The organism is Cryobacterium sp. Hh11, from assembly GCF_004404045.1.
Classification (GTDB): Bacteria; Actinomycetota; Actinomycetes; order Actinomycetales; family Microbacteriaceae; genus Cryobacterium; species Cryobacterium levicorallinum.
In genome coordinates this window covers 149,610-171,837 of record NZ_SOHF01000005.1, presented here as the reverse complement: position 1 = coordinate 171,837, position 22,228 = coordinate 149,610, and the positions used below count along the sequence as shown (strand labels likewise).

At 65.0% G+C, this 22,228-nt stretch carries 21 protein-coding genes, 4 tRNA genes and 1 pseudogene; 15 read left to right on the top strand and 11 right to left on the bottom strand.

Annotated elements, in window-relative coordinates:
- Positions 1–102: 102 nt before the first annotated feature.
- Positions 103–493: pseudogene (locus tag E3T46_RS01650) on the top strand (ISAzo13 family transposase); the annotation flags it as partial.
- The gene (locus E3T46_RS01645; RefSeq protein WP_134577203.1) at positions 476–646 is read left to right on the top strand and encodes a hypothetical protein; all 171 of its coding nucleotides are present in this window, start codon (positions 476–478) and stop codon (positions 644–646) included. The pseudogene E3T46_RS01650 and the gene E3T46_RS01645, both read left to right, overlap by 18 nt.
- 129 nt (positions 647–775) lie before the next feature.
- Here E3T46_RS01645 and E3T46_RS01640 read toward each other — a convergent pair whose 3' ends face one another.
- The 4 genes from E3T46_RS01640 to E3T46_RS01625 form a co-directional block, all read right to left on the bottom strand.
- Positions 776–2,941: a 3-hydroxyacyl-CoA dehydrogenase NAD-binding domain-containing protein gene (locus tag E3T46_RS01640; RefSeq protein WP_134577202.1), complete on the bottom strand. Its 2,166-nt coding sequence runs from the start codon at positions 2,939–2,941 to the stop codon at positions 776–778.
- The gene (locus E3T46_RS01635) at positions 2,938–4,143 is read right to left on the bottom strand and encodes a thiolase family protein (RefSeq protein ID WP_134441035.1); all 1,206 of its coding nucleotides are present in this window, start codon (positions 4,141–4,143) and stop codon (positions 2,938–2,940) included. The genes E3T46_RS01640 and E3T46_RS01635 overlap by 4 nt, the downstream gene beginning before the upstream one ends.
- Before the next feature lie 98 nt (positions 4,144–4,241).
- Positions 4,242–5,438, bottom strand: a complete 1,197-nt coding sequence (locus E3T46_RS01630) for an HRDC domain-containing protein (protein ID WP_134577219.1) — start codon at positions 5,436–5,438, stop codon at positions 4,242–4,244.
- Positions 5,439–5,457: 19 nt separating this feature from the next.
- Positions 5,458–6,048 (bottom strand): DUF3000 domain-containing protein, encoded by a 591-nt coding sequence (locus E3T46_RS01625; RefSeq protein WP_255411865.1) that lies wholly within the window; start codon positions 6,046–6,048, stop codon positions 5,458–5,460.
- Between the two features lie 25 nt (positions 6,049–6,073).
- On the opposite strand from E3T46_RS01625, the gene E3T46_RS01620 reads away from it, so the two are divergent.
- On the top strand, positions 6,074–7,330 hold the full coding sequence (locus E3T46_RS01620) for a prolyl oligopeptidase family serine peptidase (protein WP_134577201.1): 1,257 nt from the start codon (positions 6,074–6,076) through the stop codon (positions 7,328–7,330).
- A 12-nt stretch (positions 7,331–7,342) separates the two neighbouring features.
- On the opposite strand, the gene E3T46_RS01615 is transcribed toward E3T46_RS01620, so the two are convergent.
- Both E3T46_RS01615 and E3T46_RS01610 read right to left on the bottom strand, forming a co-directional pair.
- Entirely contained in the window at positions 7,343–7,771 is a 429-nt protein-coding gene (locus E3T46_RS01615) for a SufE family protein (RefSeq protein ID WP_134577200.1), read from the bottom strand.
- A complete protein-coding gene (locus tag E3T46_RS01610; protein WP_134577199.1) occupies positions 7,768–8,673 on the bottom strand; it encodes a sulfurtransferase in 906 nt (301 codons plus the stop codon). Before E3T46_RS01610 ends, E3T46_RS01615 begins: the two co-directional genes overlap by 4 nt.
- A gap of 159 nt (positions 8,674–8,832) precedes the next feature.
- Between E3T46_RS01610 and zapE the strand changes: the two genes are divergently transcribed.
- Complete coding sequence (zapE, locus tag E3T46_RS01605; RefSeq protein WP_104135025.1) at positions 8,833–9,885, top strand: cell division protein ZapE; 1,053 nt, start codon at positions 8,833–8,835, stop codon at positions 9,883–9,885.
- Positions 9,886–10,060: 175 nt separating this feature from the next.
- A complete protein-coding gene (locus E3T46_RS01600; RefSeq protein WP_134441032.1) occupies positions 10,061–11,281 on the top strand; it encodes an ammonium transporter in 1,221 nt (406 codons plus the stop codon).
- Between the two features lie 247 nt (positions 11,282–11,528).
- Here E3T46_RS01600 and E3T46_RS01595 read toward each other — a convergent pair whose 3' ends face one another.
- Positions 11,529–12,710: a MarP family serine protease gene (locus E3T46_RS01595; RefSeq protein WP_134577198.1), complete on the bottom strand. Its 1,182-nt coding sequence runs from the start codon at positions 12,708–12,710 to the stop codon at positions 11,529–11,531.
- Positions 12,711–12,902: 192 nt separating this feature from the next.
- Here E3T46_RS01595 and E3T46_RS01590 point away from each other — a divergent pair, with 192 nt between their 5' ends.
- Entirely contained in the window at positions 12,903–13,634 is a 732-nt protein-coding gene (locus tag E3T46_RS01590) for a DUF2071 domain-containing protein (protein WP_134577197.1), read from the top strand.
- A 68-nt stretch (positions 13,635–13,702) separates the two neighbouring features.
- Positions 13,703–14,272, top strand: a complete 570-nt coding sequence (locus E3T46_RS01585; protein WP_134577196.1) for a hypothetical protein — start codon at positions 13,703–13,705, stop codon at positions 14,270–14,272.
- A 13-nt stretch (positions 14,273–14,285) separates the two neighbouring features.
- On the opposite strand, the gene E3T46_RS01580 is transcribed toward E3T46_RS01585, so the two are convergent.
- Both E3T46_RS01580 and E3T46_RS01575 read right to left on the bottom strand, forming a co-directional pair.
- On the bottom strand, positions 14,286–14,939 hold the full coding sequence (locus E3T46_RS01580) for an SDR family oxidoreductase (RefSeq protein ID WP_134577195.1): 654 nt from the start codon (positions 14,937–14,939) through the stop codon (positions 14,286–14,288).
- 36 nt (positions 14,940–14,975) lie between these two features.
- Positions 14,976–15,689, bottom strand: coding sequence for a M50 family metallopeptidase (locus tag E3T46_RS01575; protein WP_134577194.1), 714 nt, complete (start codon positions 15,687–15,689; stop codon positions 14,976–14,978).
- Between the two features lie 136 nt (positions 15,690–15,825).
- On the opposite strand from E3T46_RS01575, the gene E3T46_RS01570 reads away from it, so the two are divergent.
- A complete protein-coding gene (locus E3T46_RS01570) occupies positions 15,826–16,041 on the top strand; it encodes a hypothetical protein (protein ID WP_134577193.1) in 216 nt (71 codons plus the stop codon).
- Between the two features lie 69 nt (positions 16,042–16,110).
- Here E3T46_RS01570 and E3T46_RS01565 read toward each other — a convergent pair.
- Positions 16,111–16,183: transfer RNA gene (locus E3T46_RS01565), tRNA-Val, on the bottom strand.
- 358 nt (positions 16,184–16,541) lie between these two features.
- On the opposite strand from E3T46_RS01565, the gene E3T46_RS01560 reads away from it, so the two are divergent.
- The 4 genes from E3T46_RS01560 (at position 16,542) to E3T46_RS01545 (ending at position 17,221) form a co-directional block, all read left to right on the top strand.
- A tRNA-Gly gene (locus E3T46_RS01560) sits at positions 16,542–16,613 on the top strand.
- A 60-nt stretch (positions 16,614–16,673) separates the two neighbouring features.
- Positions 16,674–16,744: transfer RNA gene (locus E3T46_RS01555), tRNA-Cys, on the top strand.
- Positions 16,745–16,804: 60 nt separating this feature from the next.
- A tRNA-Val gene (locus E3T46_RS01550) sits at positions 16,805–16,876 on the top strand.
- A 150-nt stretch (positions 16,877–17,026) separates the two neighbouring features.
- Positions 17,027–17,221 carry a DUF1918 domain-containing protein gene (locus E3T46_RS01545; RefSeq protein WP_134577192.1) on the top strand — a complete coding sequence of 65 codons (195 nt, stop codon included), beginning with the start codon at positions 17,027–17,029 and terminating at the stop codon, positions 17,219–17,221.
- 106 nt (positions 17,222–17,327) lie between these two features.
- On the opposite strand, the gene E3T46_RS01540 is transcribed toward E3T46_RS01545, so the two are convergent.
- Positions 17,328–18,389: an Ig-like domain-containing protein gene (locus E3T46_RS01540; RefSeq protein WP_134577191.1), complete on the bottom strand. Its 1,062-nt coding sequence runs from the start codon at positions 18,387–18,389 to the stop codon at positions 17,328–17,330.
- A 225-nt stretch (positions 18,390–18,614) separates the two neighbouring features.
- Here E3T46_RS01540 and thrS point away from each other — a divergent pair, with 225 nt between their 5' ends.
- The 3 genes from thrS (at position 18,615) to pdxS (ending at position 22,213) form a co-directional block, all read left to right on the top strand.
- Positions 18,615–20,588, top strand: coding sequence for a threonine--tRNA ligase (thrS, locus tag E3T46_RS01535; protein WP_241980397.1), 1,974 nt, complete (start codon positions 18,615–18,617; stop codon positions 20,586–20,588).
- A gap of 25 nt (positions 20,589–20,613) precedes the next feature.
- Complete coding sequence (locus E3T46_RS01530; RefSeq protein ID WP_134577218.1) at positions 20,614–21,207, top strand: HIT domain-containing protein; 594 nt, start codon at positions 20,614–20,616, stop codon at positions 21,205–21,207.
- A gap of 103 nt (positions 21,208–21,310) precedes the next feature.
- Positions 21,311–22,213, top strand: coding sequence for a pyridoxal 5'-phosphate synthase lyase subunit PdxS (gene pdxS / locus E3T46_RS01525; RefSeq protein WP_092449122.1), 903 nt, complete (start codon positions 21,311–21,313; stop codon positions 22,211–22,213).
- The last annotated feature ends 15 nt before the right edge of the window (positions 22,214–22,228 follow it).

The following is a 22,228-nucleotide window of genomic DNA, read 5'->3' as shown; positions in this document are numbered from 1 at the left end:
GCCGCACGCTGGGCCGGGGACTTCGGTGCTTTCAGCTTCTCAGTTCGTTCTGTCATGACCATTAGTGTCACTCCTTCAAATAGATCCGCAACCCCTTACACAGACCATCTGACACCCTCGACGAAGAGTCTGCGCCACCTGGCCGACGAGCTCACGCAGGCGGGCTGCCCGGTGTCGGCCCCGACCGTGGCGGGCCTGCTGCGCGAGGAGAACTTCAGCCTTCAGGGCAACGCCAAGACGATCGAGGGCGGCCACTATCCGGACCGGGATGCCCAGTTCGCCCACATCAACGCCGCGGCCGTAGAGCACCTCGCGGCCGGGCAGCCGGTGATCAGTGTGGACGGCAAGAAGAAGGATCTGGTCGGCAACTTCCGCAACGGTGGTCGGGAGTACCGGCCGGCTGGTGAGGCGGTGGCGACCAACGTCTACGACTTCACGGGGAACTCGGCAAGGTCACGCCTACGGCGTTTATGACATGGCTGCCCGCACCGGCCTAACCGTCACCGCCGGACTCGACGACACGATGTACCCCAAAGGCATCAAGATCACCGACCGCGAAATGGCAGACCTGGAAACCCAACACCCCACCAGGCACGACTTCCACGGCGAGTGGAACTACACCGTAAGCCCAGCAGATCAACCCTGAACTACGCGTGTTGTTGATTTACAAGCCCTAAGAACACGGACGGGGCCCGGGCCCCGTCCGCGGGCCCAGCTTATAAACTGGGCCCGCGACCATAAGGTGGGCCCGGTCAATGACCCGGCCCCGTTCTCGCTATATTTGAGCGGATGTCGCCTCGACGGCAGCACCGATGCCGCGGATTGCCGGGGTGTGGAAGGTGCCGCCGAAGACCCGCTCGCTCGCGCCGACCCGGTCGAGGTACGGGGTGATCCCGCCCATCTGGAACGGCCAGCCGGCGCCGAGGATCATGCACAGGTCGATGTCCTCGGCTGCGTGCACCACGTCGTCGTCCAGCATCCGCTTGATCTCGTCGACCAGACCGTCTTCGACCCGCTGCAGAATTTGCTCGGCGGTCATCGGGGTGCTGCCGCCGGCGACGATCTTCAGTGCACCCTTGTCGAAGCCGGTACGGCGGCCCTTTCCGTCCCGCTCAAGGATCTTGCCGTGTTCGGCAAGCTTGTGCAGGTTGTCGCTCTCGAAGAACCGGTCGGGGAACGCCGCATGGTGCGTGTCGAGCACGTGAGCGCCCACGGTGAGGCCGACCAGCTCGAGCAGCTCGAACGGGCTCATCGGCAGCCCAAACGGTGCCACGGCGGCCTCCACGACCTCGAACGGGGTTCCGGTGTCGACGGCGTGCATCGCTTCACCGAGCAGCTTGGCGAGTACGCGGTTGACCACGAAGCCGGGCGTGTCCCGGGTGATCACCGCATTCTTGCGTAATTTGCCGGCGATGACCATGGCCGTGGCGAGGGTGACCTCGTCGGTCTGCGGGGTGTTGACCACCTCGATCAGTGGCATGACGGCGACCGGGTTGAAGAAGTGGAAGCCGACCAGGCGCTCCGGGTGGGCAAGCTTCGACCCGATCTGCTCGACCGACAGCGACGATGTGTTCGTCGCCAGAATCGCCTCGGGCGACACGAACTTCTCGATCTCGGCGAACACGTTCTGCTTGACGCCGAGTTCCTCGAAGACTGCCTCGATCACCCAATCGGCATCGGAGAACAACGACTTGTCGGTCGTACCGGTGACGAGCGCGCGCAGCCGGTTGGCCTCGTCGGAGGAGATGCGATTCTTAGCCTCAAGGGCCGCGATCTCACCGTGAATGTACGCGATGCCCTTGTCGACGCGGGCCTGGTCGAGGTCGGTGATGACGACGGGGACCTTGAGCCGCCGCACGAACAGCAGCGCGAACTGGCTGGCCATCAGGCCGGCGCCGATAACGCCGACCTTAGTGATGGGGCGGGCGAGCTTCTTGTCCGGCGCGCCGGCCGGCCGCTTGGCCCGCTTCTGCACGAGGTTGAAGGCGTAGATGCTCGCCTGCAGCTGGTCACCGGTGATGAGACCGGCCAGGGCCTCATCTTCGCGCTCGAAGCCCTCGGTGCGGCTGCCGCTCTTGGCGGCCTGCAGCAGATCGAGTGCCACGTAGGGGGACTTCGCGACCTCACCGATGCGGTTCACCAGCATCTTGCGGGCGATGCCGATGGCAACGTCCCACTTGACCAGGCGTTCGATCTTGCCGGGCGCGTTTGGACGCGACACCTTCGTGGTACCGGCGATCACCCCGTCGGCCCAGGCGATGGAATCTTCGAGGAACCGCGCCGACCTGAACATGACGTCCGCGATTCCGAGCGCGAGGGCATCCGCTCCGGTGAGGGTGCGGTTGTTCTTGAGCGGGTTCTCGATGATGACCTTCAGGGCATTCTCAATGCCGATCAGGTTGGGCAGCAGGTAGGAGCCACCCCAGCCGGGGATCAGGCCGAGAAAGACCTCGGGTAATGCGATCGCCGGCACGGCCGCGTCGACCGTGCGGTAGCCCGCGTTGAGGCCGATTTCGAGCCCGCCACCGAGTGCGAGTCCGTTGATGAAGACGAACGACGGCACACCCAGCGTGTCGAGCTTGCCGAGGGCGTGGTGGCCGAGCTGGCTGAGCAGCTTGCCGGTGTCGAGCGAGGGGATTTCGGCTACCTTGCTGAGGTCCGCTCCGGCGGCGAGAATGAACGGCTTGCCGGTGACGGCGACGCCGTGTATCTCGCCGCGCCCGGCGCGAGCTTTCAGCTCGTCCATGGTGGCGGCGAACTCGAGCAGGGTAACCGGGCCGAGCGTGTTCGGCCGGGTGTGGTCACGCCCGTTGTCCAGGGTCACCAGGGCGAGGGTACGGCCGGCACTCAGTGGCACGTCGCGCACAAAAGAGTGCGTGACTACCTCGTCAGCGGAGATCGCAACGAGCGAAGAGAAATCGAGAGAATCGTAGTTGGTCATCGCTTCGCTGCCTTCTTGTTGAAGTGCGGGTTTTCCCAAATCACGGTGCCACCCTGGCCGAGACCGATGCACATGGCGGTGAGGCCGTAGCGCACCTCCGGGTGGCGCTCGAACTGGTGGGCCAGCTGGTTCATCAGGCGAACGCCCGAGCTGGCAAGGGGATGTCCCAGCGCAATCGCTCCGCCGTATTCGTTCACGCGCGGATCCTCGTCATCGATGCCGAAGTGGTCGAGGAACGAGATCACCTGCACGGCGAATGCTTCGTTGAGCTCGAACAGGCCGATGTCGGTGATCGACAGGCCGGCCTTGCGCAGCGCCTTCTCGGTGGAGGGCACGGGGCCAAGGCCCATGACCTCCGGTTCGACGCCGGCGAAGGCGAAACTCGTCATGGTCATTTTCACGCCGAGGCCAAGCTCCTTGGCGGTGGCGCCGCTGGCCAGCAGGCAGGCGGATGCGCCATCATTGAGCCCGGAGGCGTTGCCGGCGGTGACCCGTCCGTGGGAGCGGAAGGGAGTGCGCAGGCCTGCGAGTCCCTCCATGGTCGTCTCCGGGCGCGGCGCTTCGTCGCGCGTCGCCAGGCCCCACCCTGATTCGCTGCGGGTCGCCACCGAAATCAGGTCGGGCTGAATCGTGCCAGCTTCGTAGGCCGCGGCGACCTTCTGCTGGCTGCGCAGCGCGAACCGGTCTGAACGTTCCTTGGTGTATTCGGGGAACCGGTCGTGAATGCGTTCGGCGGTCGCTCCCATGTTGAGGGCGTCTTCGCTGACCAGACGCTCGGACAGGAATCGCGGGTTCGGGTCGGCCCCGAACCCCATCGGGTGACGGCCCATGTGCTCGACGCCCCCGGCGATGGCGAGGTCGTAGGCACCGAAACCGATCGAGGACCCCATCATTGTCACCGCGGTCATCGCCCCGGCGCACATGCGGTCGATCGCGAATCCGGGCACCGATTTCGGCAGCCCGGCCAGCAGCGCAGCCGTGCGACCGAGGGTCAGGCCCTGGTCTCCGGTCTGCGTTGTGGCGGCGATCGCGACGTCGTCGATACGCTCCGGGGGTACCCCCGGGTTGCGTTCCATCAACCCGATGATCGCCTTGACCACGAGGTCATCGGCTCGGGTATTCCAATACATGCCCTTTTCGCCGGCGCGTCCGAACGGGGTTCGAACCCCGTCCACAAAGACGACTTCTGCTCTCTCGGCCACAATGCCTCCCGTACGTGTTGGATCAGATCCGAATCGACCTGTCAGGTCGTTTCGATCCTAGGGTGGTGAAATTTTCCACCCGAATCGTTTGCCGGATCCTACGACTCCAGATCCGACACGGGATCGGCAACTTGTGGAACTGCTACAAAAGCATCCGCTATTAATTGTGCAGTCGCGTCAACTTGCCAGCGGCGCGCCCCCAACTGGGTCAACGCTTCTCCGACGGATGCCGCATCCAGCGGCTCCGGCGGCGTCCACGCCACCCGGCGCAGAAAATCCGGTGTCAGCAGGTTCTCCAGGGGAATCGCCAACTCGTCGGTGACGGTCTGCAGCGCAGCCCTCGCCGCCTTATAACGCACGTCTGCCTCGGGGTTGCGGTCGGCCCAGGCACGCGGTGGCGGGAGGGTGTCGTTGCTCGCCTTGAGCGGTGGCAACTCGGTGGTGGTGCGGCCACGCTGAATGGCGGCCCACCAGCGGTCGAGTTCGTTGCGACTCGCCCGCCCGTTGAACTCGCGCAGGTCGGACAGCGCTTGGCGGGTCGCGGGAAGCACCCGTGCCGCGGCCAGCAGGGAGGCGTCGGGAACCAGGCGGCCGGGGGAGACATCCACATCACGGGCGAATTCGTCGCGGGCCAGCCAGAGTTCCCGGGCGACGGCGAGGTTGCGCTGGCCACGCAGCGAGTGCAGGCCGGACAGCCGGCGCCACGGGTCGACGCGGGCGGCCTTGGCTTCCTTGGCCAGGGTGGCGGCGAATTCTTGGTCGGCGATGTCGGTCTTGTCGGATTCCACCAACAGATCGACCATGCGGTCGCGCAGGTCGGGCAGCAGCTCCACGTCGAGGGCGGCGTAGACCAGCCACGATTCCGGCAGCGGCCGGGTTGACCAGTTCGCGGCGGAGTGTTCCTTGGCCAGGTGGATGCCGAGCAACTCTTCTACCACGGTGCCCAGGCCGACGCGGGGGAGGCCGAGCAGCCGGGCAGCGAGCTCGGTGTCAAAGATGCGTGCCGGGTCAAGCCCGACCTCACGCAGGCAGGCGAGGTCCTGGCTGGCGGCGTGCAGAATCCACTCCGTGTCGGCGAGAGCCTCGTTCAGCTCGCTGAAATCGCCGATCGGCGGCGGGTCGAACAGAAACGTTCCGGCACCGCGACGGTAAATCTGAATCAGATAGGCGCGTTGCGAGTAGGTGAAACCGGATGCCCGCTCCGCGTCGACCCCGACCGGCCCGTTCCCGGCCGCCAGGGCGGCCGTGGCGGCGAGGTAGGCCTCGCGGGTATCCACGACCCGGTGCAGAGCGATGGTCTGGTTGGATTGCGATTCAGCCACGGGCTGCTCGGCGTGCTGACAACATGCTGACTCCTTCCCCAGCGGGAGGGAGTCCGGCGAGCATGCAGAGCAGCTCGCCCCACCCCTCGACGTGGGCGGTGAGATTGTGATCCAGGGGTGTCCACGACGCGCGCAGCTCAATCTGCGCGCCATCTCCCTGTTTGGCGAGTTCGCCAAAGCCTGACGAGATTATTTTAGTCGCCGTTCCCGACGCCGCGGTGTACTTGGCCTTGCGGGAGTTCAGGGCGTCGACCAGCCAGGCCCAGGTGACCTCGGCCAAAAAGGGATCGAGTCCGATTTCTACCTCGAGCGGTGCCTGCGCAAAGCATACGACGCGAAAAGCACCGTTCCATCCCTCGGGCTCATCCGGGTCGTACAGCAGAATGAATCGGCCGGTTCCGAGCTCGGAGTCTTTGCCGGGTCGCATCGGCGTGATATTGGCCGCCAGGGCGAAGGAATACGGCGCAAGCTGGGCCGGCGCGGAAATCTCGGTGACGACTAATTCGGCCCGACTCGTCGCGCGACGAATCATTGACAAAGCCGCGGCAAACTCCACGGGCAGCGATTGATCTGTTTCGGGCACGTCTGCAGACTAGAGTTTTTTCTGGGTGTTGTCCGTGAGGCACGCCGACCAGTTGGAGGTGCGGGTGAACGAGGCACAGCCCCCAAACGGGCGCGCAGACGCTGCGCAGCGGTTGATTCTGGGGCCGATTCTGGCCGTCACGGGCCTGGCCATCGCCGGTGCGGCCGTCGTCGGTCTCGCCACCAGCGCCATTCTCGCCGCGGTCATGGCCAAAACCATCGTCACACCCCCGGCCAAACGCGCGGATGACACGCGGGTGTTCGCGGTCGACCTCGGGCGCGGCCTGATCACCCTGCAGCGGCACCGTGATTCGGTGCTCCCGGGTGACTACAGCTTTTTCTTTGGCGCCGACACCGGCCACGCCCGCGTCGGCGCGATCACCGATCGAACGGCCGCCACCGTCACCCGGCGTATCCTCGCTGTGGACTACGGCGACCTCCAGGCCGCCCGGCGCGGCCGGTTCAGCGGCTGGCTCTACACCGGCCCCGACGATCTCGGCTTCCCCTGGCACAGTGTCGCCGTCCCGACGGCGCTTGGCCCGGCCCCCGCCTGGCTCATTCCAGCGGATGCCGCAGCTGCGGGTGGTCGCTGGGTGATCCAGGTGCACGGCCGGGCGGTACGCCGGGAGGAGGCGCTGCGGGCGGTGCCCGTGTTTCGAGCGGCCGGCTACACGTCACTGCTCGTCTCCTACCGCAACGATGGGGACGCCCCGGCCAGCCCCGACGGGCGCTACGGGCTGGGCGACACGGAGTGGTCCGACGTCGATGCGGCCATGAGCTTTGCCGCTGACCAGGGAGCGACCAGCGTCGTGCTGATGGGCTGGTCGATGGGGGGAGCGATCTGCCTGCAGGCCCTCACCCGCAGCGCACAGGCGCCGCTGATCGTCGGGGTGGTGCTGGAATCTCCCGTGATCGACTGGGCCGACGTCGTGGCCGCACAGGCCATCGATCGCCGGCTGCCGAGGCAGATCGCCCGCGGAGCAGTCGCGCTGATGGGGTCACGGCAGGGACAACGGCTGACCGGACTCGGAGCGCCGATCGACTTCGGGCGGCTCGACTTCGTGGCGCGCGCCCGTGACCTGCACCGGCCCATTCTGCTGCTGCACAGCGACGATGACGGTTTCGTTCCGGTCACCGGGTCGCGCCGCCTCGCCGACCGGCGGCCCGACTCGGTGACCTTCGTGGCCTTCACCGAGGCACGCCACACCAAATTGTGGAACTACGACCCCGGCCGGTGGGACGCCGAAATCGCCGGCTGGCTGGCGCGGTTAACGCCGCGTTAACCGCGCCGAGCGTCAAGCAGCCACACGCTCCCGCAATTGACGTTTGGCCCGGCCGAGCATCGCGCTCATGCCGCGCAGGCGCAGCGGTGAGACGGCCTCACTGAGTCCGATCGTCTGCGGGTAGTCATCGGGAACGCCCAGCACCTGCTCCACGCTCAGGCCGTCGAGACCCTGCGCGAGGATCGACGCGAAGCCGCGGGTGGTGGGTGACTCGCGGGGAGCCGTCGCGTGCAGGTGGAACAAACCATCGGCATCCACTTCAACGAAGATGAAGACCGGCGACTGGCATTCGACGACGCGTTCGAGCAGGTCGGGGTGATCCTGAAACTTCTGCGGAAGTTCCGGCAGTTCGTTGGCGAACTCGAGCAGCAACAGCAGTCGGTCCTTCTGCTCGAGGGCGAGGAAATCCTCCCGAATCTCGGCCAGCAGGTCCGCGGTCATCGGCGAGGTGCCGGGGCGTCGCCGGGCTCGGTGCCGACGGCGATCGGCACGGCGACGGCGTTGCCCCACTCGGTCCAGGATCCGTCGTAATTGCGCACATTCTCGAAACCGAGCAGGTGGGTCAGCACAAACCAGGTGTGGCTGGAGCGTTCGCCGATGCGGCAATAGGCGATGACGTCGTCGCCGTCGGTCAGTCCGGCCTCATCCCGATAGATCGCGTCGAGTTCACTGCGCGAGCGAAAGGTCGAGTCGGTGTCTGCGGCGCGAGCCCACGGCACCGAGGCGGCCGAGGGAATGTGGCCGCCGCGCAGGGCACCCTCTTCCGGGTAGGCGGGCATCGTCGTGCGGGCTCCGCTGTATTCCTCGGGGGAGCGTACGTCGATGAGCGGCTGTCCGAAGTGGCCGAGTACGTCGTCTTTGAACGCCCGAATGGGAGCGTCGTCGCGTTCGACGACGGGGTAATCGGTGGGGGTGACGTTCGAAGCGTCCGTGGTCATCTCGCGTTCCTCGGCGATCCATTTCTCGCGGCCACCGTCAAGCAGGCGCACGTCGTCGTGTCCGAACAGGGTGAAGACCCAGAGGGCGTAGGCGGCCCACCAGTTGCTCTTGTCCCCGTAGATGACGACGGTGCTGTCGCGGGCGATGCCCTTGCTCGACAGCAGGGCGGCAAAGGCGGCGCCGTCGATGTAGTCGCGGTTGACCTTGTCGTTGAGGTCGGTGTGCCAGTCGATCTTGACCGAGCCGCGAATGTGGCCGACTTCGTAGAGCAGCACGTCTTCGTCGGACTCGACCACCACGAGACCGGCATCGCCCCGGTGTTGGGCCAGCCACTGCGTGGAAACCAGTTTCGAGGGGTGCGCGTAGGCGGCAAATTTCTCGGTCGTGTCGAACGGGGCAGACATGTAACCTCCAGGTGGGCAGCGGATGCATTCGCAAGTCGGGTTGACCGCGGATTAGGCTTATCGATGCCCACCAGTTAAACCTACGCGGTGCCGGCACACTGCGCATTTTGGTTACACCGCGCATTTCGCAGAACGAAGAACGAGAACGGGCGTTTCAGCATGGCACCAGAGGCCCACGAAAAGGCACAGCACACGGTTCCGCAACTCGCCGACCGCACGCCGACGATCACCGGTCGCGAAATCGTGGCCGAGCTGGTGCCGCCTCCCCAGTTTGAACACGCCTCGTTTGAGAACTACCGCCCCGATCATGACTATCCGTCGCAGATGACCGCGGTCGAGAAACTCATCGAATTCGTAAACCCCCGGCCGGCCGGGTTCTTCTCCCGCCGCCGTCAGGCCAAGGACGACCTGCCCGGCATCTACCTCGACGGCGGTTTCGGCGTCGGCAAGACCCACCTGCTCGCAGCGCTCTGGCATGCGGCGACCGGCCCCAAGTATTTCGGTACCTTCATCGAATACACTGCGCTGGTCGGTGCGCTCGGCTACCAGGAAACCATCAAGGAGCTGCGCAGCGCGAAGCTCATCTGCATCGACGAGTTCGAACTCGACGATCCGGGCGACACCATGGTGATGACCCGGTTGCTCGGCGAACTCGTCGCCACCGGCACCCGGGTAGCCGCCACGTCGAACACCCCGCCGAACTCGCTCGGCGAGGGCCGGTTCGCCGCGCAGGACTTTCTGCGGGAGATTTCCGCGATGAGCGCCAACTTCGAGACCCTGCGCATCGACGGGCTCGACTACCGTCGTCGCAACGTGTCCGGCCAGGCCGTCTCCGTCGAACCCGAAGCCCGCGAACACCTGGTGAATACCCTCCTTCAGCGCGGTTCGAAGGTAACCGAAGACGACTTCGGTGCCCTCATGCGCCACCTCGGCACAGTGCATCCCTCCAAGTACGTCAAGGTCATTCGCGACGTCGAGGTCATCGCCATCCGCGGGGTGTACCTGCTGACCGATCAAACGGATGCCCTTCGCCTGGTGGCCTTCATCGACCGCGTTTACGACGCTGAAATTCCCATCGTCGCGAGCGGGCGCCCACTCAACGAGGTGTTCGACGACGAAATGATGGCGGGCGGCTACCGCAAGAAATACCAGCGCTCCCAGTCGCGTATGGTCGCCCTCACCACCGGTGAGCTACCGCCGCACACCGATTAGCGCACATTTAGCGCACGAGGCACGAAACGTGGCGTTAACAATTCACTCAGGCTCGTAACCGGCAGGAAACACGTCGGAACGTTTGTTGTAACAGCCACCTCAGATACTTGACTCGTATCCGAGGTGGCTCACTTCGCGTTACACCCTGCACATTCGAGACGCGTGAGGACAATCTATGGATACCGGAAGCATTGCATGGGGGCTGACAGCCACCGCACTGGTGTTGTTTATGACACCGGGTGTCGCCTTCTTCTACGGCGGACTGGTCAAGGCCAAGAGCGTCATCAGCATGATGATGATGAGCTTCGGCGCACTGGGTCTCATCAGCGTCCTCTGGATTCTCTATGGCTTCAACATGAGCGCTGTCGGCAGCCCCACTCAATTCGCCGGAAACCCGTTCTCGGACTTCGGCCTGGGCCAGCTCGCCATGGGCGAGACCGGCAGCATCGATCTGCTCGGTGCCACCTACGGTGCCACCTTCGCCATCATCACCGTTGCCCTGATCAGTGGCGCGGTCGCCGACCGGGCCAAGTTCGGGTCCTGGATGATCTTCGCCGGCGTCTGGGCGACCCTCGTCTACTTCCCGGTCGCGGCCTGGGTCTGGGGCGGTGGCTGGATCATGAAACTGGGTGAGACGCTGAGCCTCCCGGGCGTCATCGACTACGCCGGCGGCACCGCGGTGCACATCAACGCCGGTGCAGCTGCTCTCGCCCTCGCGCTGGTTCTCGGCAAGCGGGTCGGCTTTCAGAAGGGCATCACCAAGCCGCACAACGTGCCGCTCGTGCTCATCGGTGCCTCCATTCTCTGGTTTGGCTGGTTCGGCTTCAACGCCGGCGCCGAATGGCTCAACGGCCTCGCCAACGTCGGCATCATCGTCGTCAACACCCTCGGTGCCACCGCCGCGGCCATCCTCGCCTGGATGCTGGTCGAGAAGTTCAAGGACGGCAAGGCCACCTCGGTCGGTGCAGCATCCGGTGCCGTTGCCGGACTTGTCGCCATCACCCCGGCCTGCGCCAACCTCGAGCCCGGCTGGGCACTGCTGCTGGGTGCCGTCGCCGGTGCCGTCTGCGCCCTCGCCGTCGAACTCAAGTTCAAGCTCGGCTTCGACGACTCGCTCGACGTGGTCGGCATCCACCTCGTCGGCGGCATTATCGGCACCCTGTACCTCGGCTTCTTCGCCATCGGTACTGGCCTGTTCACCGGTGGCGACCTCGGTCAGCTCGCCGTGCAGGCTATCGCGGCCTTCTCGGTCCTCGTCTACTCCTTCGTCATCGCGTACCTGCTTGGTCTCGCGATCGAGAAGACCATCGGTTTCCGCATCAAGAACGAAGACGAACTGGCCGGAATCGACACCAGCGTGCACGGCGAAGAGGGCTACGCCCTCGAGCGTGTCTAGGCTCTGAACAGTCCCGACTGGTCGGGTAACGGGCGGTACGGAAGCGGGATCATCCGCTTCGGTACCGCCTTTTGCGTACCCGCCCACGGTGCCGCCGGTGAACGGATACCGCGGGTTCACCGGCAACTGCCGGTGAACGGATACCGCGGGCTCACCGAAGTGCCAGCGAATGGATGCCGCTGGCCCTTCCGTGACTGCCGATAAGCAATAGCTTTGCCGCAACTGCGGGTGAGCGGATGCCGCTGACTCAGCCGCGAACGCAGGTGCCGGACGAGACCGGGGTGTTCCGGCCCGGTGCCTCGTTGATGACCGGCTGAACCTCATCGAGCGCGAGGGCGTAGCCGACATTGTCGGTGTTGGACGCCTTGGCAAAGATGACGCCAACGACGAGGCCGGACTCGTTCAGCAGCGGACCGCCCGACTCGCCCTGCTGCACGTCGGACGCCACGGTGTACACCTGGCGCGGCGTCGGGTCCTGGCCGTAGATGTCGGCGACGCTGATGGTGCCAAGCGAGATAACCTGGGCCGGGTCGGAGACGTAGGGACCGCCGAAGGGGTACCCGTCGGCGACCGCGCCACTGCCCGCGGAAAGATCGGAGCCGACAGTGAGTGGGGCTGCGTCAAGTCCAGGCACCGAAATGACGGCGAGGTCATCGACCGGGTCGAAGTAGACGATTTCCCCGGCCAAAGCCTCCCCGGACGGCGTCTCAATCACGGGCTGGTTCACCCCGGCCACGACGTGGGCGTTGGTGATGACGCGGCCGTCGGACACCACGAATCCGCTGCCCGACTGGCTCTGGCCACAGGCGTAGGCCGTTCCGGTGATGCGTACGACGGACTGCGCGGCCACGGCCAGTGCCGGGCTGCTGGTGTCGGCCTGGGCAGCATCCGGTGTCGGGCCGGTGAAGGCGTCGACGATGCGCGGCAGACCCTGGGACACCGCAACGGAGCGAAGTTGCGCGAGGAGGGCCTTGACCCGGTCAGGGGTCGCCGAGTCGATGCGGGACACCACGGTAGATTCAGCGATGGCGGGGGAGAGGAATGGTATGCCCAGGGCACCGATGCTAAACGCGACCATCGACGCCACGAGCGCCGAGGCGACCGCAGCGAAGGCTGCACCGAGTACGCGGTTGATCGTGCCGAGCGGGGAACGCTTCGATTTGCGGCCGACCATGCTGCCGGCGGAAGCACCGACCGAGTGTCCAATGAGTACGAGCAGAACGGCCACGGCGATCGTGCCGGGGGTGCGCCATTCCGGCGCGGGAATCCAGCCGCCGACCAGCGGTACCACGAAGAAGGCGGCGAATCCACCGGCGACCGCGCCGATTATGCCGGTCAGGCTGCGCAACAGGCCGCTGCGGTAGCCGTTGACGAGGGCGACGACCAACAACAGAATGAGCAAGAGGTCGAGCACGGTTGAGCCTGGCATTCGTCTCCCTTAGTTGATGCTGCACGTGTTGTTCGGTCACGATCTCGTATTGTTCATGGTTACACAGGCCTCCTTCGCGATTGCTGAGCGCAGCCGGCGCCCCGCGTGCTTTCCCGGCCGATCAACAGGCGCGGGGCACGCCAAACTGAAGTATCGTGAACCGACTACCGACGTCGGCCCGAAAGGACAGCGGTGACTCCAGCAGAGTCCTTGCCCATCTCCACGATCGCACCGCCCCTGGCCGGGCGGGCTGTGGCTAGCCAGCGCTGGTCGCACCTGGTATTTCTGCATTGGCGAGTGGATGCTGCGCTGATCGCGCCGCTCCTGCCCAGCGGCCTGGTTCCCGATGAGCATGACGGATCGAGCTGGGTGGGCCTGATCCCGTTCGTGCTCGATCGCGCGACCGTTCTCGGGAGCCCGCCGATTCCGTACTTCGGTACCTTCGTCGAGGTAAACGTGCGCCTCTACGCCGTTGACGCCCGGGGGCGTCGCGGCGTTGTGTTCGTGTCGCTGGAGGCCAGCCGCCTCGCTGCCGTGCTCGCTGCGCGTGCGCTCTTCTCGCTGCCGTACATCTGGTCGCGCACGCGGCTCTCGGTTGATTCCGGACAGTACCGGTACACCGCGACGCGCCACCGCGACCGGACCGCGCACACCGAGGTGGTGGCTCGGCCGGGTTCAGTCGCCGTGCTGGATGACCCGTTGGCCGATTTTTTGACCGCGCGCTGGGCCCTGTTCACAAGCATCCGTGGTCGCATCGTGCACCTGCGCAACCATCATGAGCCGTGGCCGTTATACCGTGCTGAGCTCCTGCGTATTGACGACAGCCTGCTGGCCGCAGCCGGTTTCCCCGGTCTGGCCGATCGCGCTCCCGACTCCGTGCTCTACTCGCCCGGCGTGACGACCTGGTTCGGACGGGGCAACTGACCGGGTGGGCGTACTCAGAAAGTTCTGAAAAAATGTTCTGATCGACCACGATACTGAAGGAGTACACCATGGGATTTCTTGATTTTCTGCTCGGCCGCAAGGAGCAGGCACCCACCGACGATCGGCCAGTGCGGTCGAACAGCGGTCCGGTCCGCAGCGAGGACGAGATCGCCGTCGAGCGCTACCAGTACCTGCTGCGCACCGCACCGCCCGAGACCATCGAGAAGGTGCACACCGAGGCGTTCTCGAAATTGACCGAGGAACAGCGCGATATTCTCTTTCGCCAGCTCACCGAGAACCTCGAACCGAGTGAGCGTCCAGCGGATGCCGCACCGGCCCACCTGGCCCAGGCGGCGACCCGGGCCGAGCTCCGCGAGCCGGGCACGCTCACCCGGACCTTCGGAAACCAGAACGGCATGGGCTTTGGCAGCATGGTCGGCGGATCACTGCTCGGTACGGTCGCCGGTTTCGTCATCGGATCGGCGCTGGTCAGCTCCTTCATGCCGATGGACGGTGGCGGCACGGATGCCGGTGCCGACGCGAACACCGAGACCAACGCCGATTCGGGCAGCGACTCCGGTGGAGACGCTGGAGGAGATTTCGGCGGCGGCGACTTCGGTGGAGACTTTGGGTTCTGATCTCCCAGGGCCGTTAGTGGACGGCGGCGATGGCCTCACCAACGGGAACGTCGCCGTCGGTGAACTCAATGAACTTGCCGATGCTGTTGTCGCTCGCGAGCACGGCTGCGGCGACGAGCGCGACGTTCTCGCGTGAGGTGTCGCCGCCCGTGCCGTCGGACCCCACCATGATGGAACCGCTCGCGGCGTCGAGGGTCAGCGCGCTCGGTCCGAGGATGGTCCAGTTCAGTGAGGTTGCTCGCAGGTAGTCGTCCGCTGCCGCCTTGGCCTCGTAGTAGGCGAACATGCCGTCGTCGGGGGAGGCGCCGTGGTCGGCGCGCGATCCCTTATAGGAGACCATCACGTAACGGGAGATGCCGGCCTGCGCTGCGGCGACCATTGAGCGGATGGCCGCATCGCGGTCGACCGCATAGGTGCGCTCAGCGCTTCCCCCGCCGGCCCCGGCGGACCAGACGATGGCGTCGTGGCCGGCCAGGAGGGTCGTGAGCTGATCGGTGGACAGATTCTCGACATCCGCTTGCAAGGGGGTTGCGCCGGTCGCCGAAACGTCGGCGGCATGCTCGGGGTTGCGGATGAGGGAGCTGACCTCGTGGCCGGCAGTCGTGAGCAGACGGGCCAGGTGGAGGGCAACTTTTCCGTGCCCGCCGATGATTGCAATATTTGTCATGTGATTAAGCCTGTCACGATTGGCTGCCGGCAGCGCTCAGGGTTGAAGAAAACCCAGCAGTATCGCGGCGAGCGTAACGCAGCCCAGTTGGACGCCGAGAAAGACGGCCACCCAGAACAGCCCCGGAACGTGGGTGAGCCGAGCCAGCTGGTCGGCGTCAGACGATGACCCGGCCCTGCGCGACCGGGACTGTTGCAGCTCGAGGGACGTGCGCAGCGCACCGAGCAGGAGAAATGCCGTTACCAGTAGGGCGAACACGCCCTGTAGCTGCGGCGTGCCGAACCAGGAGACACCGAAGACGATGGCACCCGTGACGGCGACCGACCAGAGCCCGAACCAGTTGCGAATCTGCACGAGCAGCAGCGCGAGCGCCGCGAGCAGCGCCCAAAGCAAACCCAGGTCGTACCCCCGGCTGAGCAGCCAGGCCGCGCCAAGGCCGAGCAGCGCGGGGGCGGGGTAACCGGCCAACAGGGTGAAGATCATGCCCGGCCCGCTCGGGCGACCGCGGCTCACGGTGAGTCCTGAGGTGTTCGAATGCAAGCGGATGCCGCCCAGCCGCCGCCCACAGACCACCGCGACGACTCCGTGGCCGCCCTCGTGCACGATGGTGATGGCGTGCCGGGCCAGGCGCCATACCGGCGGAAAAAACACGACCGCCGCGGCCGCCGCCACGGTCAGCCACGCGGTGAGGGGGGCGAGTGCGGCCTGCGGAGTCGTCATGCGCTGCCAGATGTCGAGGAGCAGGTCCATGCGTCTCAGACTAGGTGTCTGCCGAGCAGCCCTGGATAGCTGGGGCGGCGAGCAAATGCCACCGTGCGCCGGCGTGCTTCGGGAGGAACGCGCACTTGGGGTGCGTAAGCGAGATGGGCCGCTGGACACTGGTTCCATGGAGAAACGCACGGAACGGCAGAATATCCACGAAATTATCGAGCGGCTGACGGCGCAGTTTTCGCTGGTTACGCGATCGCGAGTTGACCACGTCATTGAACTCGAATACGTGAAATTGAATGGCAGGCCGGTTCTTCAGTACGTTTCCAATCTGGTCGAGCACGCTGCGAAGGCCCGCCTCGCCCGGGTTGCCGTGGTCAACGTTGCTGCCTGAGGACGGCGTGAATCAGGCGACTTAACCATGAAAAGCCCCGATTTCTCGGGGCTTTTCATGTATTCGCGGTGGGCGATGCGGGACTTGAACCCACGACCTCTTCCGTGTGAAGGAAGCGCGCTACCAGCTGCGCCAATCGCCCAATTGCACTCACACCACAAACCAAAGTTGCTGGTGCGACTTTTGATACTAGCCCAGACTGGCGGGTCGTCGCACATCGACGCCGCTCTCGGTGTGGCGCGGACCACCCCCGCACCAGCTCGACGGCACAGCCACGTCGCGCGGGAGCTTCGCCGCTGCGCGGGAGACGGCGGAACTGGCGCAGGTCCAGCGCAGCGTGTTGCGCGCGGGTTGTGGCCAGCGCGCTTACTCCTGGCGCAACTCCCGTGCCGCCCGCACCCCACCCACGCCACCCGGCGCAACACGCCGTAAAAGCCTCGGTTTGGTTTCCGTCTGGCTATTCAGCTAGAGTCTCTGAGTACGCAGAAATGCGAACAGTTGCGGATGTGGCGCAGTGGTAGCGCATCACCTTGCCAAGGTGAGGGTCGCGAGTTCGAATCTCGTCATCCGCTCGAATGAACTGGAATCGCACCTTTGGGTGCGGTTCCAATTCGTTTGGTATGAACCCAACTGGTGGATTGGCCGAGAGGCGAGGCAGCGGCCTGCAAAGCCGTTAACACGGGTTCGAATCCCGTATCCACCTCAATTCCTGGTGCACTCGCCGAGAACTGTATTGCAGAGACACCGTAATTCCCAGAATCTTGGGCGATTGGCGCAGCGGTAGCGCGCTTCCCTGACACGGAAGAGGTCACTGGTTCGATCCCAGTATCGCCCACACAGCATTTGAAGAAACATGAAAACCCCGGTCAGCCGGGGTTTTTTTGTACCCAAAACCGGCCGTGCACTATCTGGGCAACACCCCGGCTGGTGTGCCCTTGTGCAGCATCCACTGCCCGCGTAGTTTTGCGCGCAGGAGGTGAGTGCAATGCGCGCCACAGACGGAGATCGGATTGTCATTCGCGGCAAAACGGTGGAACGGCCAGACCGTCGCGGCGAGATACTCGAGGTTCGCGGGATCGACGGTGGGCCGCCGTACCTCGTGTTGTTCGACGACCGGCACGAGAGCATCGTGTATCCCGGTGCCGACTTCGTGATCGAACGTTCGTCGGAGTCGGTTTAGGTCAGCGCCCGATTTGCGCGTCGGCCAACCCGCGAAAGCGGATGCCGCGCCCAGGTCGACGGGAGAGGGTGAGAGTTCAGCGACGCTGAACTCTCACCCTCTCCCGTTACCGAATAACCCGCACCAATCGCGGCAGGGTCAACGCCGGAGCGTACTTCGTCGTACCCAGATAGCGGGCCACGAGCGCGTGCGTGCCCACCTTCAATGACGTGTATTTGAACGTGGCTGAACCTTTCGAAAGCGCTACCGGCTGGCCGACCTTGGTCGCCACGTCATAGAACTGCACGAACCCGGTCACCGTTCCGGCCGCTGACGTGAATGTCGCTGTGGCCGAGACGGGCGTTCCCACGTGCACATCACCCCGGGGCCTGACGGTCAGCGTTCGACTTACCCGGGCCGGCTTCGCCACGACCGTGACAACCACTGTTGGTGAGGTCGATGGGTTGTAGAAGACGGCGAAACTCTCCGCCGTGATGCGGTGCACCCCCACGGACAACCTCGTCGTCGTGATCGTCGAATGCCACTCGCCGAATACCTGGTCGCCGACCAGCGGGCGGCCATTGTCGAAGAAGGTGATCTCTTCGCTGGAACGATCACCGTCCAGGACGCGGCCCTGACTGTCCGTGACGTCTGCGGTGAAGGTGATGCGCTGGCCGGCCGTGATGGTGCCGGACGGCGTCGCGGTCAGGGTCGTTTTGGTGTCGGGTCCGGTCGGCACGAAGTAGTTAAAGGTTTTCGATGCCGGGGAAAAGTTTCTATCCCCGAGATAGTCCACTCGAAACTGGCGCGTACCGGCCTTGCTGGGGTAGGCATCGGAGAAGAAGATGCCGGCCGTGTCGCTCGGCAGGAGCGTGGGTGTCTCGGTGCGGTTGCCGGGCTCAAGCGACACGACGCGCACACTTCCCGTCGGAACGGCGGTGGCGGGGGCAACGGCCGAGATCTCGCCGTAAACGGATGCCGCCTGGCCGGCAAAGTAGAAGTCAAAGGTGCCAGCCTCAATGCTGACCGTGCCCCGCCCCGTGGAAAGGGCCGGGGCATCCGTTGCTCCCGATGCGGCGGGTGCGACGATCAGGGCACCGAGCACGGACGCAATCACCAATGCGGGCAGGCGCCAGGAACGCTTCGCGCCGCTGCGGGCGGCTGGGGTTGGGTGCGGTAAAAGTGTCATGGCTCGCTTCTTTGCGGTCAGTGGTGCTCGGACCCCCAAATCACGGACAAAGTACTCCCATATCGGCTCGGTTTGTAGGGCGTGCGAGCGCTATCGCGGGCTCGAAGTCGCTCAACCGACGATCAGCCCGGCGCACGCCGCTAAAGTTGACGGGTAGGCAAACAACAGGGAGTAATACACGTGGCTGACGGCTTTGCGCTTTTCACCGACCGATCCGTTGTCGCAATGCGCGTCAACGGTGAGTTGAAAGATCTGGCGGCCACCGTGTTGCCGACGGATGCTGTCGAACCGGTCACCATAGATTCTCCCGATGGCCTGAATATTCTGCGCCACTCGGCCACCCACGTGCTGGCCCAGGCCGTGCAGACCGTCAACCCGGCCGCCCGCCTCGGCATCGGCCCATTCGTCACCGACGGCTTCTACTACGACTTCGATGTGGCCGACCCGTTCACCCCCGAGGACATCAAATCGCTCGAAAAGGCGATGGACCGCATCATCCGCCAGGGCCAGCGGTTCGTGCGTCGCGTCGTCACCCACGACGAGGCCCGCGCCGAACTGGCCACCGAACCCTACAAGCTCGAGCTCATCGGCATCAAGGGTGGTCCCGGTGAGGGCGACGCTGCCGCCAACAACAGCCCGACCGCCGACGACGAGTCGGTCGAGGTCGGCGGCGCCGAGCTGACCATCTATGACAACGTCGACCCGAAGACCGGGGAAACGGTCTGGAAGGACCTCTGCCGCGGCCCACACTTGCCTAACACCCGCATGATCGGCAACGGCTACTCACTCACCCGCCTGGCCGCCGCCTACTGGCGCGGCTCAGAGAAGAACCCGCAGCTGCAGCGCATCTACGGCACCGCCTGGCCCACCAAGGACGAACTGCGCGCCTACCAGGCCCGTCAGGAAGAGGCGGCCAAGCGCGATCACCGCAAGCTCGGTGCCGAACTTGACCTGTTCAGCTTCCCGGAGGAGATCGGCTCCGGCCTGGCCGTGTTCCACCCCAAGGGCGGGATCATTCGGCAGGAGATGGAGAGCTACTCCCGCAAACGCCACGCCGAGGCTGGCTACGACTTTGTTTACTCACCGCACATCACCAAGTCGACGCTGTTCGAAACCTCCGGCCACCTCGACTGGTACCGCGAAGGCATGTTTCCCCCGATGCACCTCGACGAGGAGCGCGACGACACCGGTCACGTCACCCGCCAGGGCGTCGACTATTACCTCAAGCCGATGAACTGCCCGTTCCACAACCTCATCTTCAAGTCCAGTGGCCGCAGCTACCGTGACCTGCCGATGCGCTTGTTCGAATTCGGATCGGTCTACCGGTACGAGAAGTCCGGCGTGCTCAACGGCCTTACCCGCGTTCGCGGCATGACCCAGGACGACGCCCACATCTACACCACCAAGGAAGGCATGAAGGAGGAGCTCACCAGCACCCTCAACTTCGTGCTGCAGCTGCTCGCCGACTACGGCCTCGAGGACTACTACCTCGAACTCTCCACCAAAGACCCAAAAAAGTTCGTCGGCAGCGACGAAGCCTGGGACGAAGCCACCGAGACGCTCCGCGAGGTCGCCGAAGCCTCCGGTCTCGATCTGGTCGCCGACCCGGGTGGAGCTGCCTTCTACGGCCCCAAGATCTCGGTGCAGGCCAAGGACGCCATCGGGCGCACCTGGCAGATGTCGACCATTCAGCTCGACTTCAACCTGCCCGAACGGTTCGACCTCGAATACACCGCGAATGACGGCAGCCGCCAGCGCCCGGTCATGATTCACCGCGCCCTGTTTGGCTCGATCGAGCGCTTCTTTGCCGTGCTCACCGAGCACTACGCCGGGGCGTTCCCGGTCTGGCTGGCCCCGGTGCAGGTTGTCGGTATTCCCGTCTCCGAGCAGTACGGCCCCTTCCTCGACGACGTGATCGCCACCTTGAAGAAGGCCGGCGTGCGCGCCGAAGTCGACCATTCTGACGATCGCATGCAGAAGAAGATCCGCACTCACACCAAGGCCAAGGTGCCGTATCAGCTCATCGTGGGCGAAGATGACCAGGCCAACGGCGCGGTGAGCTTTCGCTTTCGCGATGGGACGCAGCAGAACGGGGTGCCGGTAGACGAGGCCGTGCGCATCATCGTGGAGTCGATCGAGAACCGCGCGCAGGTGAGCACGACCCCGGTCGCCCCCGCTGTGGCCGAAGTGCAGGCCTAGCGTGCCGGCGATTCCGGCCGATCGGCTGCGCGGTTCCGACGCGCTCGGCGCGGGTGCCAACGAAACCGATGCAGAATTCGCGGGTGTTCCGGATGCCTTCCAACGGCTCTGGACGCCGCACCGGATGGTCTACATCCAGGACGGGCAGCAGCCGCACCCCGACGACTGCCCGTTCTGCATCGCGCCGACCCTGGACGACGAGAAGGCGCTGATCGTGGCGCGCGGCACCCATGCCTACGTGCTGCTCAACCTTTTTCCGTACAACAGCGGCCACCTGCTGGTCTGTCCGTATCGGCACGTCGCCACCTACGACCAGGCCACTCCGGAGGAGATCGCCGAAATCGGCGAGTTCACCCAGATCGCCATGCGGGTGCTCACCCAGGTGTCGAACTGTGACGGCTTCAACATCGGTATGAATCAGGGACGTATCGCCGGGGCCGGCATCGCCGAGCACCTGCACCAGCACATCGTGCCGCGCTGGGCCCTGGACTCGAATTTTTTTCCGATCATCGCCGGCACCAAGGCCATCCCGCGCCTGCTCGGCGACGTTCGCCGCGAAATTGCCGACGGCTGGCCGGGCGCGTTGACTCCCTCGACCTCCACGGCAGCTTCCCTCTAGTTTTGCTCTAGGCCGGGCAGCGTGCTGGCACGCCCCGGTCATCCGTTCAACCGACACCAGCCGCCGACCAGATCACCACCGCGCAAGGAATATAATCGTAGCTATGACTCAATCAAACTCTGCCGAACAAGTTGGCTCGAGCCGCGTCAAGCGGGGACTCGCCGAAATGCTCAAGGGCGGCGTCATCATGGACGTCGTCACCGCTGCCCAGGCTCGCATTGCTGAAGACGCCGGCGCTGTAGCCGTCATGGCGCTCGAACGCGTTCCCGCCGATATCCGCTCGCAGGGTGGAGTTGCCCGTATGAGCGACCCTGACCTGATCGACAGCATCATTGCCGAGGTCAACATCCCGGTCATGGCGAAGACCCGCATTGGGCACTTCGTTGAGGCGCAGATTCTTGAGGTGCTCGGCGTCGACTACATCGACGAGTCCGAAGTGCTCAGCCCGGCCGACTACGTCAACCACATCGACAAGTGGAACTTCACCATTCCCTTCGTCTGTGGTGCCACCAATCTCGGTGAGGCGCTCCGCCGTATCAACGAGGGCGCCGCCATGATTCGCTCCAAGGGCGAAGCCGGCACCGGCGACGTCTCCGAAGCTACCAAGCACATTCGCACCATTAACGGAGAAATTCGTCGTCTCGGTTCGCTGAGCAAGGAAGAGCTGTACGTTGCCGCCAAGGAGCTGGCGGCGCCGTACGAACTGGTGGCTGAGATCGCCGCAACCGGAAAGCTGCCCGTTGTTCTCTTCACTGCAGGAGGTGTGGCCACCCCGGCCGACGCCGCCATGATGATGCAGCTCGGTGCTGACGGTGTGTTCGTTGGCTCCGGCGTCTTCAAGTCGGGCAATCCCGAACAGCGTGCCGCCGCCATCGTGAAGGCTGTTACCTTCTACGACGACGCCAAGGTCATCGCTGAGGTCTCCCGCGGGCTCGGTGAAGCCATGGTCGGCATCAACGTGTCGGACATCCCCGCACCGCACCGCCTCGCTACGCGCGGCTGGTAGCCCGACCGTTCGTGA

Excerpts from the sequence above, each read along its gene's own strand:
- E3T46_RS01540 (WP_134577191.1), bottom strand. The coding sequence starts at position 18,389 with ATGACACTTTTACCGCACCCAACCCCAGCCGCCCGCAGCGGCGCGAAG.
- E3T46_RS01595 (WP_134577198.1), bottom strand. The coding sequence starts at position 12,710 with ATGCCAGGCTCAACCGTGCTCGACCTCTTGCTCATTCTGTTGTTGGTC.
- E3T46_RS01570 (WP_134577193.1), top strand. The coding sequence starts at position 15,826 with ATGGAGAAACGCACGGAACGGCAGAATATCCACGAAATTATCGAGCGG.
- E3T46_RS01615 (WP_134577200.1), bottom strand. The coding sequence starts at position 7,771 with ATGACCGCGGACCTGCTGGCCGAGATTCGGGAGGATTTCCTCGCCCTC.
- E3T46_RS01640 (WP_134577202.1), bottom strand. The coding sequence starts at position 2,941 with ATGACCAACTACGATTCTCTCGATTTCTCTTCGCTCGTTGCGATCTCC.
- E3T46_RS01645 (WP_134577203.1), top strand. The coding sequence starts at position 476 with ATGGCTGCCCGCACCGGCCTAACCGTCACCGCCGGACTCGACGACACG.
- pdxS (WP_092449122.1), top strand. The coding sequence starts at position 21,311 with ATGACTCAATCAAACTCTGCCGAACAAGTTGGCTCGAGCCGCGTCAAG.
- zapE (WP_104135025.1), top strand. The coding sequence starts at position 8,833 with ATGGCACCAGAGGCCCACGAAAAGGCACAGCACACGGTTCCGCAACTC.
- E3T46_RS01585 (WP_134577196.1), top strand. The coding sequence starts at position 13,703 with ATGGGATTTCTTGATTTTCTGCTCGGCCGCAAGGAGCAGGCACCCACC.
- E3T46_RS01610 (WP_134577199.1), bottom strand. The coding sequence starts at position 8,673 with ATGTCTGCCCCGTTCGACACGACCGAGAAATTTGCCGCCTACGCGCAC.
- E3T46_RS01600 (WP_134441032.1), top strand. The coding sequence starts at position 10,061 with ATGGATACCGGAAGCATTGCATGGGGGCTGACAGCCACCGCACTGGTG.
- E3T46_RS01580 (WP_134577195.1), bottom strand. The coding sequence starts at position 14,939 with ATGACAAATATTGCAATCATCGGCGGGCACGGAAAAGTTGCCCTCCAC.
- E3T46_RS01545 (WP_134577192.1), top strand. The coding sequence starts at position 17,027 with ATGCGCGCCACAGACGGAGATCGGATTGTCATTCGCGGCAAAACGGTG.
- E3T46_RS01575 (WP_134577194.1), bottom strand. The coding sequence starts at position 15,689 with ATGGACCTGCTCCTCGACATCTGGCAGCGCATGACGACTCCGCAGGCC.
- thrS (WP_241980397.1), top strand. The coding sequence starts at position 18,615 with ATGCGCGTCAACGGTGAGTTGAAAGATCTGGCGGCCACCGTGTTGCCG.